General features: G+C 47.2%; 11 protein-coding genes. 2 read left to right on the forward strand and 9 right to left on the reverse strand.

The genetic code is table 11. The features are described 5' to 3' along the window. Window positions 1–65: 65 nt before the first annotated feature. The 9 genes from FNY66_RS05380 to FNY66_RS05420 form a co-directional block, all read right to left on the reverse strand. Complete coding sequence (locus FNY66_RS05380; RefSeq protein ID WP_087151560.1) at window positions 66–1,946, reverse strand: ABC transporter ATP-binding protein; 1,881 nt, start codon at window positions 1,944–1,946, stop codon at window positions 66–68. Beyond that, window positions 1,946–3,670: an ABC transporter ATP-binding protein gene (locus FNY66_RS05385; RefSeq protein WP_408631284.1), complete on the reverse strand. Its 1,725-nt coding sequence runs from the start codon at window positions 3,668–3,670 to the stop codon at window positions 1,946–1,948. The genes FNY66_RS05380 and FNY66_RS05385 overlap by 1 nt, the downstream gene beginning before the upstream one ends. A gap of 64 nt (window positions 3,671–3,734) precedes the next feature. Further along, window positions 3,735–3,926 (reverse strand): hypothetical protein, encoded by a 192-nt coding sequence (locus FNY66_RS05390; RefSeq protein ID WP_150310510.1) that lies wholly within the window; start codon window positions 3,924–3,926, stop codon window positions 3,735–3,737. A 403-nt stretch (window positions 3,927–4,329) separates the two neighbouring features. Continuing rightward, the gene (gene secD, locus FNY66_RS05395) at window positions 4,330–6,690 is read right to left on the reverse strand and encodes a protein translocase subunit SecD (RefSeq protein ID WP_150310511.1); all 2,361 of its coding nucleotides are present in this window, start codon (window positions 6,688–6,690) and stop codon (window positions 4,330–4,332) included. A 79-nt stretch (window positions 6,691–6,769) separates the two neighbouring features. After that, window positions 6,770–8,176, reverse strand: coding sequence for a thioether cross-link-forming SCIFF peptide maturase (scfB, locus tag FNY66_RS05400; protein ID WP_150310512.1), 1,407 nt, complete (start codon window positions 8,174–8,176; stop codon window positions 6,770–6,772). 153 nt (window positions 8,177–8,329) lie between these two features. Continuing rightward, entirely contained in the window at window positions 8,330–8,473 is a 144-nt protein-coding gene (gene scfA, locus FNY66_RS05405; protein ID WP_072524833.1) for a six-cysteine ranthipeptide SCIFF, read from the reverse strand. 109 nt (window positions 8,474–8,582) lie between these two features. Continuing rightward, window positions 8,583–8,969 (reverse strand): TIGR04086 family membrane protein, encoded by a 387-nt coding sequence (locus FNY66_RS05410; RefSeq protein WP_087150968.1) that lies wholly within the window; start codon window positions 8,967–8,969, stop codon window positions 8,583–8,585. A gap of 147 nt (window positions 8,970–9,116) precedes the next feature. Continuing rightward, the gene (gene spoVT, locus FNY66_RS05415) at window positions 9,117–9,659 is read right to left on the reverse strand and encodes a stage V sporulation protein T (protein ID WP_087150967.1); all 543 of its coding nucleotides are present in this window, start codon (window positions 9,657–9,659) and stop codon (window positions 9,117–9,119) included. A gap of 97 nt (window positions 9,660–9,756) precedes the next feature. Further along, window positions 9,757–11,385 carry a Na/Pi cotransporter family protein gene (locus tag FNY66_RS05420; protein ID WP_087150966.1) on the reverse strand — a complete coding sequence of 543 codons (1,629 nt, stop codon included), beginning with the start codon at window positions 11,383–11,385 and terminating at the stop codon, window positions 9,757–9,759. 313 nt (window positions 11,386–11,698) lie between these two features. Between FNY66_RS05420 and FNY66_RS05425 the strand changes: the two genes are divergently transcribed. Together FNY66_RS05425 and FNY66_RS05430 are read left to right on the forward strand one after the other, a co-directional pair. Then, window positions 11,699–12,340: a PduL/EutD family phosphate acyltransferase gene (locus FNY66_RS05425; protein WP_087150965.1), complete on the forward strand. Its 642-nt coding sequence runs from the start codon at window positions 11,699–11,701 to the stop codon at window positions 12,338–12,340. An 84-nt stretch (window positions 12,341–12,424) separates the two neighbouring features. Then, on the forward strand, window positions 12,425–13,342 hold the full coding sequence (locus tag FNY66_RS05430; RefSeq protein WP_150310513.1) for an AEC family transporter: 918 nt from the start codon (window positions 12,425–12,427) through the stop codon (window positions 13,340–13,342). The last annotated feature ends 3 nt before the right edge of the window (window positions 13,343–13,345 follow it).

Genomic DNA, 13,345 nt, shown 5'->3' on the forward strand with positions numbered 1-13,345 from the left:
CCATATCCTGTCTCGTTCATGACTGCAGCCTGTTCCGCGCCAGACGGCATACCGCGCCCGTACAGTCACTCCAGCTCATACATTCCCGTATAGAGCTGATAATATCTGCCTTTCAATTCTAATAGTTCTTCATGGCTTCCACGCTCGATAATACTTCCCTGTTCCAGCACCATGATAGCTTTTGAATTCCTCACGGTTGACAGACGGTGGGCGATCACAAATACTGTCCTGCCATCCATAATAGCATCCATTCCTTTTTCAATCAATCGCTCTGTCCTTGTGTCGATGGATGAGGTCGCCTCGTCGAGAATGAGCACCGGCGGCTGTGAAATGGCCGCCCGCGCAATCGCGAGGAGCTGCCGCTGTCCCTGCGACAGATTGCTTCCGTCGCTGTACAGCATCGTGTTATATCCGTCGGGAAGTCTTCGGATAAAGGAATCCGCATTGGCAAGTTCAGCCGCCCTTATCACTTCTTCATCCGTAGCATCAAGCTTTCCGTACCGGATATTTTCGGCGATCGTCCCCGTAAACAGATGGGTATCCTGAATGACCATCCCCAGGGAACGCCTCAGATCATCTTTTCTGATCTTTCTTATATCGATCCCGTCATAAAGAATACGTCCTCCCTGTATCTCATAGAACCTGTTGATCAGATTGATAATCGTCGTCTTACCGGCGCCTGTGGAACCTACGAAAGCAATCTTCTGTCCCGGTTTTGCATAGAGGCTGATACCCGAGAGTACTCTTCTTCTGGGAACATATCCGAATACAACGTTCTCAAACCTGACATCTCCGCGCAGAAGTGTCAGATTTCCTCCCGCGTCTTTCCATGCATACTCTGCCTTTTCCTCCTTGAGAATATCTGCATCAGCAGCTCTTCCGTCTCTGATTTCTGTAAGCGTTCCGTCCCCGTTCTCATGTACACGCACCAGTGAGACAGTACCTTCATCAATCTCCGCCGGTTCTTCCATCATTTCAAAAATACGCTCTGCGCCTGCCAGCGCCGAGAGTATAAAGTTGACCTGCTGTGTAAACTGGTTCAGAGGCATGGCGCTCTGCCGTACATAGACAAGATACGCTGCAAGGCTGCCAAGATCCATCATGCCGGCAATAGCCAGAAGCCCGCCCGCGCAGGCTGAGACTGCATAGCATCCGTAAGAGAGACTGACAATACTCGGGATCATCATGGATGAATATGCAAGAGCTTTTGTAGATGCCCTGCGCAAATCTTCATTCTTTCTGCGAAAAACTTTCATGTCCTCTTCTTCGTGATTAAAAATCTTCTCAACTTTCTGCCCTGCTACCATTTCCTCTGTAAATCCGTTGATCGCTGCCAGATATTCCTGCTGCCGGTCAAAATACGCTTTGCTCCTCTTCCCGTTCCATTTGATAAACCAGAACATGATCAGAAGGAATACGATCACGATAAGAGCCATCCGCACATTCAGCACAAGAAGCATAACTACAGTGCCGGTCAGAGTCAGAGAGCTCTGGATCACCATCGTAAAGCTGTTGTTGAGCGCCTCCTGTATCGTATCTACGTCGTTGGTAAACCTGCTCATCAGTTCTCCGTGAGTATTGGCGTCAAAATATTTCAGCGGCAGAGTCTGCACATGGGCGAACAGGTCCCGCCGGATATCCCCCGCCACCTTCTGGGATGTCTTTACCATCAGCCGGTTATATCCGAATGTAGACAGCGCTCCGCACAGATACATGATGCCCATACCCGCCAGCGCAAAAACCAACCCCTTGACATCTCCCGGAAGAATAAAATCATTGATCACCGGTTTGAGAAGATAAGTTCCCGCAACACTGACACCGGTGCTGATCAGGACAAGGACAGCGACCACAAGGAGCAGCCATCTGTGATACCCCATATAGTGAAAAAGCTGCCGGAGTGCCTTTGTCGTATTTTGAGGGCGCTTATATCCTGTATATCTTGCCATTACAGATCAGCTCCTTCCTTCTGGGACTCATAGATTTCCTGATAAATCCTGTTGTTTTCCAACAGTTCTTCGTGAGTGCCGCAGCCTTTGATCCTGCCGTCATCGAGTACTATGATCATATCTGCATGGCGCACGGATGAGATCCGCTGTGCAATAATGATCTTTGTCATATGAGGAAGTTTTTCCTGAAGCATAGTCCGGATCTGGGCCTCCGTCGCCGTATCCACCGCGCTGGTGGAATCATCCAGTATGAGTACCTTCGGTTTCTTGAGTATGGCCCTTGCGATACACAGGCGCTGTTTCTGTCCGCCTGAGACATTGACGCCGCCCTGCCCCATCTCTGTGTCATACCCTCTCTCCAGCCGCCCGATAAACTCATCCGCCCCGGCGATCCGGCATGCTTCCTCCAGTTCCTCCTGCGAAGCATCTTTATTTCCCCAGAGGAGATTTTCACGCAGCGTACCGGAAAAGAGAGTATTCTTCTGCAGCACCATAGCGACAGAATCCCTGAGATGACGCAGCGGATATTTTTCAACCGGCTTTCCGTCAATCAGGAGTTTTCCTTCTGTTACGTCATATAATCTGGGGATAAGCTGTACGAGCGTCGTCTTGGCAGAACCGGTCTGTCCTACAATGCCCACAGTCTGCCCTGCTCGAATATGAAGATTGATGTCAGAGAGCACATATTCCTTCGCTTTTTCCCTGTACTTGAAATATACATGGGAAAACTCGATCTCTCCTCTTTGGACTTCAATTTCCTCCGCCTGATCTTCTTTGATATCGATTTCTTCATCCATGATCTCAATAATGCGTTTTCCAGAAGCGAGAGATCTCGTCAGCATGAGAAAGATATTAGAGATCATCATAAGTGAATTCAGGATCTGCAGAACATAGCTTAAGAACCCTGTCAGTTCTCCTACCTGCATGGTACCGATACGGATCATCCCGCCTCCGAACCAGAGGATGCTGATGATCGTCCCGTACATAACGAACTGCATGGCAGCCATATTGGTCGTCGCAAGTTTAAACGCCTTCTCGGACTGTGTCTGAAGATTTGTGTTCACTTTGTTGAACTTGCCAATCTCATGATTTCCGCGCACATATGCTTTTACAACCCGCACCGCTGTCAGGTTCTCCTGGATAATGCGATTTACCATGTCGATCGCCTCCTGCATCTTCCCGTAAAGCGGGCGTACATTTGTAATGATCAGCCACAGGCAGACGGCCAGCGTCGGAAGAGCCACCATAAATACGAGCGCCAGCTTTGCATTGATGGAAAATGCCACGGCTGTAGCTGCCACAAGCATGACCGGGCCTCTGCAGGCCGGGCGCATACCGCTTGAAATACTGTTCTGGATATTCGTCACATCGCTCGTCATACGTGTGACAAGGGAGGAAAGCTGGAAATGATCCACATTCGCGAATGAGAACTTCTGCAGCCTGGCATACTCCGCCTCTCTCAAATTTGCGCCCAGCCCCTGCCCTGCGATCGCGGAAAACTGTGCGCTGCCGATTCCCAGCAGGAGCGCTGCAGCAGCGCAGACGAGCATCCAGCCTCCCTGGCGGAAAATGTATTCTTTATCACTGTTTGCCACTCCGATATCTACGATGTCCGCCATGATCAGAGGAATCAGAAGCTCAAAAAGCGACTCCGCCGTAATGCACAGAGCCGCAAAAACCAGATATTTCTTGTATTTCCCTGAATACGAGAAGATCCGTCTCAACATATGTGACGCCGCCTTTCAATAGTTGTAGATACAACTATTGTATGAGCAACTTATAGATTCGTCAACACTTCTTAAATAGTTTTTCTTTACTATAAATGATATTCCCGCATTTTCCGTCCTCTCTGCGGAACCGTTCATCGCACTTCTTTGCGATAAATGCATGATGTCCCATGAAATAATAAGGAATATCATCCGCCTTTTCCTCTGCCGCCTCCCGGCTGCTTTCTTTCCCATCCCGAAAATCGAATTCCAAACAGAAGGAACAAAGCTCCCACTTCTTTCTGTTTGTATGAGGATTTTTCGGGTTGGTCTGTTAGTCGGTAAAACGTCAAAATGGACGATTACAGACGTTTGGATGCACCTTACGCAGAGGGAGAAAAAGGTTGAGAACGGCGACTTTGGAAGGAAATTAGGAAAAGTTAAAAGCAGGGAAATGGTGTTAAGTGAAAAAATGAGGTTGTCTGAGCTTGCGAGTTCGTCATTTTTTCACTTGCTTTTAACCATTTTCCTGCTTTGTTACTTTGAGTTATTTCCTGTAACCGGAGCCGGGATCAACCTTTTTCTCCGCCTGCGTACACGTGAGTCGGGTGGCTGTATATTACTGCATTTCGGACGTTTTCCGTACTATCAGCCAGTACGATAAATCCGGAATTTATTTAATGTCTTCTTTTCTTTTTCTTATGTTTTTTACCTGTTGTTCTTTTCTGTGCACCTGCATTACTATCACTGTTATCCGCCACAGCTTTTACTTCTTCATGCCTAACAGCAGATGCCGCGACGGCTGCTTTATCCGTGCGCATTTTCATGACATACCACAGCGCGCCCGTGATGCATACGGATGTATACGCTCCGCAGGCGATACCTACCATCAGCGGTGCCGCAAACTCTTTAATAGAGCTTACGCCCAGCACATAGAGTACGACAACCATGATAAATGTCGTCAGGTTTGTATAGATACTTCTGGTCAGTGTCTGTGTGATACATCTGTTGACCAGCTCTTTCAGGTCTTCTTTCTTGTTCAGTTTCAGCTCCTCACGGATACGGTCGAAGATAACGATCGTTGCGTTGATGGAGTATCCTACGATAGTCAGCATACATGCAATAAATGTATTTCCGACTGATACTCTGGCAATCACATAGAACGACAGCACAACGAGTACATCATGCACCAGCGCAATGATGGCACTGGTCGCGAACCTGATATCCTTAAACCTGAACCAGATATAGATCAGCATACAGACTGTTGCGATGATAACCGCGACAGCCGCGTCCGTACGCATCTCCGAACTTACAGTACCGCTGATATTCCGGACTACAATATCCTTTTCCGCAACACCGTAGTTATCAGACATGTACTGGGCAAATGCTTCTCTTTCAGAGAGATCCTGTGTCTGTGTCTTAAATACAACCTGTGTGCTGTCCTGCACAGTCTGAACCTGGATATTCGGGTCTCCTGTAATGTCCTCCAGATCCGGAATCATCTCGCTGTCGATCTCATCCAGTGTATATTCCTCGGCGAAAGTAACAGTCGTAGAAGTACCGCCTACGAAATCAAGGCTGTAATTCATTGCGCCGATTCCACGTCCATGGTTGATTCCCATTCCGACGAATCCACTCAGACACATAATAATCGAAATAATAAAGAATACTCTCTGTTTGCCGAGGAAGTCGATTGTTCTACGCTTTTTGAGTTTCTTGGCATACAGTTTTTCATTTCGTATTCCAATAGCATAGAAAGCATAAATTATCACTCTCGTGATGACCAGCGCAGTAAACATAGATACCACGATGCCAAGAGCAAGAGTCTGTGCAAATCCCCTGACTGTTCCGCTTCCTCGCAGCCACAGTACTCCGGCTGCGATCAGCGTCGTCACATTACCATCGATAATAGCAGACATCGCTTTGTGGAATCCGGCCTTCAGTGCTCCGTGTACTGTCGCACCGTCGGTCAGCTCTTCTTTCACACGTGCAAATATAATAACATTTGCATCTACCGCCATACCGATACCAAGGATAATACCTGCAATACCAGGCAGGGTCAGTGTGATGTCGAATGCGTTGAGAAGCACGAGAATCAGACCTGTATAGATCAGAAGGGCAAGACTGGATGCAAATCCCGGAAGCAGATATACCACGATCATGAAGATACATACAATTGCCAGTCCGATTGCCCCTGCCAGAAGACTGGTGCTGACCGCTTCCTGTCCGAGCTGTGCTCCAACCACCTCAGAGCTGATCTCCTCCAGCTCTACATTCAGTCCGCCGATACGGATCGTTGATGCGATATTGTCGGCCTCTTCATATGTCATATTTCCCGTGATAGAAGCCTGTCCATTCTCAATAACCTGATTTACACTTGGAACACTGATAAGATCGCCGTCATAATAAATAGCAATCGTATCCTGTCCGTTGTTATACGCCTCCTCTGTCGCATCTGCAAACGCTTCTGTTCCTTCATCAGTAAGCGTCAGGTTAACTCCGTATTCTGTCGCTCCTGTTGTGGAATTGGAGCTTGCACCTGCCGAAGCGCTCTCTACTTCGGTACCTGTCAGAACAATGGAGCCGTCTTCCTGCAGTTCATCGATCGTCTTTGTCAGCTCATAACCTGTTCCTTCTGAATTGAGAGTATAGTTCTCATTTCCGTCGCTGTCCAGATGCCTGATGAAATACAGTGAACCCGGCTGTCCCAGTTCTTCCAGAATCTGGTTGGCATCCTGAACTCCTGGAATCTCTATACTGATCCGGTCATCGCCTACCTGATACGCCTGGGCCTCTGTGCTGTACTCTTCCACACGCCTCTGCATCTTATAGACAGTATCCTTCATATCCTCATCGGACGGTGTTTCTCCTACAGCCTGATACGTAATGCTGACGCCGCCCTCAAGGTCAAGACCGAGCTTGATGTTCCGCGCTGCTCCCATGCCCTTTGAATTCAGGCCGTTGACCGAGGTTACTCCGAGAAACACCATGACAGCAGCGATCAGGATCAAACTTAATATACCTCTGCTCTTTTTCATGATTTTTCATATCCTTTCTTAGTTTCTCCGCTCTTCCGATCCGTTCTGCCCCGGATGGATCACGTCCTGCTCCGGCGTTTTACTCCGCGCTTTCCTGATCGGCGAGAGCGGCTTTTATCATGATCGCGCATTCTACACGCTTGCGCTCCATCTCACAGCTCACTTCATATGTGTCGTTGATCGTATGATGGAATTTATATGAGTTCGCCATACAGCCTCCGCTGCAGTAGAATCTGGCGAAACACTTTTTACAGCTCTCTTTTGAGTAAACGCTGCATCCGCGGAATTCATCCGCGATCTCCGGTTTCGTGATACCGTCGTCTACATTTCCCATAAGGAACTCTTCCTGCCCTACAAACTGATGGCACGGATACAGATCTCCCCACGGAGTTACGGCAAGATACTCTGTTCCTGAGCCACATCCCGACAGGCGCTTGGACACACAAGGCCCGCCTTCCAGATCGATCATAAAGTGGAAGAAAGTAAATCCCCTTCCCTCTTTCTCCCGATCCACCATGATCTTCGCCAGTCTGTCATATTCCTCAAAGATCACCGGCAGGTCCTCCCTGCGGATTGCATAGGCGTCCGTATCTTCTCCTACTACCGGCTCAATAGATATCTGCTCAAATCCGAGATCGGCAAAATGCAGTACATCCTTTGAGAAATCCAGATTGTTTCTTGTAAATGTACCGCGTATGTAATATTTCTGCTGGTTCCTGCTCTCTGCCAGTTTCTGGAACTTAGGTACGATCAGGTCGTAGCTCCCTTTTCCATTCCGGAACGGACGCATCTTATCATTGACTTCTTTCCTTCCGTCAAGGCTTAAGACCACATTGTCCATCTCACGGTTGACAAACTCCTGGACCTCATCGTTTAAGAGCACTCCGTTTGTCGTAAGAGTAAAACGGAAATGTTTGTCGTGGATCTTCTCCTGCTCTCTTCCGTAAGCCACCAGGTCTTTTACGACCTGCCAGTTCATCAGAGGTTCCCCGCCGAAGAAATCCACCTCCAGATTCCGGCGTTTTCCTGAATTTGCGATCAGGAAATCAAGCGCTTTCTTTCCGACTTCAAATGACATGAGCGCCCGGCGTCCATGGTATTCTCCCTCTTCTGCAAAACAGTATTTACATGCAAGATTGCAGTCGTGGGCAATGTGAAGGCAGAGTGCCTTCACAACCGTCTTCCTCTGCTTTACTTCATCAATAAAATCTTCATATACATCCCGGGTAAACAGGCGGCCTTCTTCCGTCAGGGTAATGACTGCCTCGAGAATGTCCTCGATATCTTCCTCTCCGTAACGGCTGCCCAGCTCCTTTTTCAGATCAGCTGCAGTTTCCGGCTCTCTCAGTGTCTCGGGCGTATGGAATTCATTCTGCTTCTCAAGCACGCCGATCACATCATATGCTGCCTGGTCCACCACATGGACTGCACCGCTGTTTACATCGAGAACGATGTTATATCCATTGTTCTGATACAGATGTATCACAAGAGTACCTCTCTTTCATTTTTTCTAAAACATTTCAGCAGGACATGTCCGTTTCCAGACCGGGCGGACATGCATAAGGCAGCGGCTTTTTAGACCGCTGCCTTCCCCCGTTGTTCTTTTGTTACTGCAAATAGTTACTTCCGTAACCGTCAATTACTTTCTGTTCTCACAAGTCTGATTTCCTACTGTACAGGATGTCTTGCATGCTGACTGGCATGATGTCTGGCACTCGCCGCATCCGCCTTTTTTTACTGTATTGTTCAGTGTCTGTGTATTTAATGTCTTAATGTGTTTCATATTATGTCCTCCTATATTCCTTCTTATGTTCGTAATATTATATCACAAGCCCTGAGGATTTTAAAGTACTTTTTATCAGTTCACCCATCTATATACAAGGAGCTGATGCTTACGATACCATGCCCCCCAGCATCCCCCCGCCCGCACAGAGAAGAAAAGTCGTTACCAGGTTCATCATATCGGACTGCAGCGAATGATAAATTCCCAGTGAAATCAACAACAGAAGCACAAAATACATTATACCAAGCAGAAGTCCCCACAGGAACTTTTTCACTCCGGCGAGCTTACCGATTACAAACCCACCCGAAAATGTCGATATCACATACGTCAGGATGATTCCTGCATTTATATTTTCTTCGCTTAACCCTGCTTTATAGAGCAGAACTGTCAATATAAGAAGCAGAATCCCCGTCATGACATAGGCACATAGGAGTGCTTTTAATATATCGACTGCCTTTTTTTCCATTCCCTGTCCTTTACCGGTCTTTTTCTCCATCTTTTTCCTCCCGAATCTATACTATATACCAGTCAGTCTTTGTCCTACTGATGAAATGCAACAGTTCCGCCCATCCCTGACAGCTGAGCTGTTACACTAAAATAGTATGCTGGATATTCAGGATTTATGACCGTAATTCTAAACAGGCTATGACATCTGACGGCCGAGGAAATCGGCTGCGCTCGAAGCGATTCTCTGTTCCACCTCTCCAAACCGCTTCTTGTGATCTTTCCCCAGAAGTATTACTGAACCGATCACATCCCCTTCACTGATAATAGGACAGATTGCCTCATCCCGAAACTCTTTCATATCCGGTATCACTTTGACGTATGATGAATCTCCGCTCTCAGCCAGCACCTGTCCTCTCTCTTTGAGCAGACGGTCCAGTTCCCTTCCTATAAACTGATCCTGCAGCTCTTTTTTTCCGTTTCCGGACGCCGCCACAACCTGGTCTGTATCCGTAATGCATACGGTACAGCCAAGCGTCTGGGCCAGACTCTCCGCATAGAGTTTCGCAAGAGTCCCGAGTTCCCCGATAGGGGAATACTTTTTCAATATAATCTCCCCTTCTCTGTCTGTAAATATTTCCAGCGGATCTCCCTCGCGGATCCGAAGCGTCCTTCTGATTTCTTTCGGAATGACGACACGCCCCAGATCGTCGATCCTTCGTACAATGCCTGTTGCTTTCATATAAAAATTCCTCCGTCTTACAGATATCTTCATAAACTACTGTTTTCTGTCAGTAAATGTAGTATCTGTAAAACGGAGGAATTTATTCATATCTTCATCAGCCCATCTCTTTATACTGCTGGGCAATATTGAGCGCATGGTCTCCCATTCTCTCAAAATCTGTCAGCACTTCTGAAAACACAATGCCACTCTGCGGTTTACATTTGCCTTTTTTAAGTCTCTGCATCTGCTTCTTGAAATATTTATCCCGCATGTCATCTGTCTGCTGCTCCAGGATCTCTGCCTGGGAGAGTACTTTCTGCGCATCACCGGAATCTGCATTTTTCAGGTTTTTGAGCGATGCTATGCACTGTTTTTTCATCTCTTCCAATTCATCAAGCACATTGTCCGAGAACTGCAGATCCCATTTTTTCATATCGTCAGCATACTCGGCGATATTTGTTGCGTGATCCCCGATCCTCTCGAGATTGCTGATAATAGCATAATAGCCGTTGATCTTCCGTGAATCGTCAGCATTCATCTCACCCGACATGAGAGATACGATGTACTCGGATATTCCTTTGTTCAGATAATCAATGTACTCCTCTCTCTCTTCAACTTTCTGCCGTGACTTTTCGTCATATTTTATAAGTGTGTCAAAAGCATCTCCAATATTCTTTGATACCATATCCAGCATCCGGTTCACCTCGTCTTTTACCTGAGTAACAGCGATCGCACTGTTTCCGACTGAATATGAGGAATCAAAAGGCCGGATATACTTGAGACGGAGATCTTCGTCGTCTTCTTTCTTGCTGTCCGGAAGTATCCTCTCAGCAGCTCTTGCCATATAATTTCCAAACGGCAGTAAGATCAGTGTCGTCACTATGTTGAATATCGTATGTGCATTTGCTATCTGCGCAACCGGGTCACCCGGTGTAATTGACTCAACCAGATGAACATATGGTGTAGTCATACAGATAATCGTAAAAATAGTCGTACCGATAATATTAAACATCAGATGGATGACCGTGGTACGTCTCGCATTCACCTTAGTTCCGATAGACGCAAGAACCGCCGTGATACAGGTTCCGATATTCTGTCCGAAAAGCACATAAACCGCACTTTCAAGCGGGATCATACCTGTTGCCGCCAGCGCCTGCAGGATACCTACAGATGCAGAAGACGACTGGATAACCGCAGTAAATACCGCACCTACGAGAATACCAAGCAGCGGATTGCTGAACTGTGTCATCAGATTGAGGAAAGCCTCTGACTCCTGAAGCGGCTCCATCGCTGCTCCCATCATATCCATACCTATAAACAGGATACCAAGTCCGGCAATGATGCCACTGATATGATGGACCTTTTCACTCTTCGAGAACATGATTGCCCCGACGCCGATGATCGCAAACAACGGGGCGATCGCTCCAATATCCAGAGCAATAAGCTGACCTGTGATCGTGGTTCCGATATTGGCTCCCATGATGATCCACACAGCCTGATTCAGTGTCATAAGACCGGAATTTACAAATCCAACGACCATAACCGTAGTAGCTGACGAAGACTGGATAACAGCCGTGATCACGGCTCCGACAAAAACTCCCATGATCCGGTTGGAAGTCAGTTTCTCAAGGATTGATTTCATCTTGTTCCCTGCAGCTGCCTCGAGACCGTTGCTCATCGTCTGCATACCAAATAAAAACAGGGCAAGGCCGCCTAACAAAGAAAGTATATCTGTTATTCCCATTCCTTTTTCTCCTTTGCGAATTGCAGCGGCTGCGGTAATTTACCCTTTTACCGGCGCTGCTGTTTGTCGATATGTAGTTGTCTGTTTACTTTCCACGCGTGATTTGCGCGCTAATCTCAAAATAACACGGGGTATCATTATGTGTCAACGATATTTTACATAAACTTCATATTATTTTTACTTATATTTGACATATCTTTTACATTTTATGCAGCATACATGCCTTTCTCCGGCCTCTCAGGCCCGTAACTCATTATTGAAAACGGCACTTTATTCTGCTAAAATCTAATAAGGTAAAGGAGTGAGAAAATCGATGAGTTTAACAATACCGATCGAAACTTCTGCGCGTCACATCCATATCACGCAGAAAGATTTTGAAACACTGTTCGGCGAGGGAACCCGGCCTACATTTGCCAAAGAATTGAGCCAGCCCGGACAATATGCATGTAAAGAGAGACTGACTGTCGCCGGACCGAAAGGACGATTCGAGAAAGTTGTTATCCTGGGGCCCTGCCGCAGTGAGACACAGGTAGAAATTTCAGTAACAGACGCCAGGCGCCTTGGAATAAAGAGTGTGATCCGCCAGTCCGGTGACCTGGAAGGCACACCGGGATGTACTCTGATCGGGCCGAAAGGGAAAATAGAACTTGAAAAAGGCGTCATCGTTGCAAAGCGCCACATCCATATGACTCCCGTAGACGCAATCCGCGCTCATGTGAAAGATAACGACATCGTGTTTGTGATCACTACAAGCTATGAACGTTCGCTGATCTTTTCCGATGTAGTCGTAAGAGTCAGCCCGTCTTACTCACTCGCCATGCATGTAGATACGGATGAGGCAAATGCTTTTGCCAATGAAGATAATCCGACAGGAGTGATATTGAAACTTTTCAACGGGCACACATACAGCCTGCAGTCCTGGGCCGATGAACTTCAGTCGGGCATCCATCGGTAATATTTCGTAACAGTTCCATGGCAGAACTGTTATAATCCCCCAATTTACAGATACTGTCATTCAAATAAAACGGAGTATATTATCATGTTTATTCTTATTTTTGAGCAGCTTATGAAGATGTTCTTCATCCTGCTGCTTGCATTTGTATGCTACAAAATCGGACTGGTAGATCAGAACGGAAACAAATCGGTTTCAAATCTCCTTCTTATGGTCGTAAATCCGATTCTCATCATAACAGTCTATCAGACAGACTATGACCCCAGCCTTGTCCGGGGCCTCCTGCTCGCTTTTGCTGCTGCAGCAGCGGCACATGTGCTTGGCATCATAATTTCCACCCTGATAATCCGGCCGAAAAGCAGTAACGATTACTGTATCGAAAGATTCAATGCCATGTATTCCAACTGCGGTTTCATCGGCATCCCCCTGATCGGCAGCGTCCTGGGCGACACCGGTGTTTTCTACCTCACCGCCTATATGGTCATGTTCAATCTGTTTTCCTGGACACACGGCGTCACACTGATGGAGAAAAAGTTCACCCCGAAGAATCTCAAAGAAGGCGTCCTCTCTCCGATGTTCATTGCGACACTCACTGCGGTCCTTCTGTTCTTCCTTCAGTTAAAAATTCCGGCTGTCCTTCTGGACTCGATGAATTACATCGCAGATATGAACACACCTCTCGCTATGATGGTCGCCGGCTTTTCGGTAGCCCAGGCTGACATCCGGAAAATGTGCAGAAATCTGAGACTGTATTATACAGCGGCAGTCAAGCTGCTCATCATACCGCTCTGTACGATCCCGCTGCTTATGCTGTTTCACCTGCCGTCTGAAATATCTATGACAATGCTGATCGCAGCAGCATGTCCCGCTGCCACGACCGGAACGATGATGGCAATCCGCTTTAAGCAGAATTACACATATTCATCGGAGATATTTGCAATGTCCACGGTTCTCTCAGTAGTGACGATTCCTCTGCTCGTATGGGCCGCAGAACTGGTTCTGTAGTTT

Origin of the sequence: Mediterraneibacter catenae (assembly GCF_008691045.1) — a bacterium.
Lineage (GTDB): Bacteria > Bacillota > Clostridia > Lachnospirales > Lachnospiraceae > Mediterraneibacter > Mediterraneibacter ornithocaccae.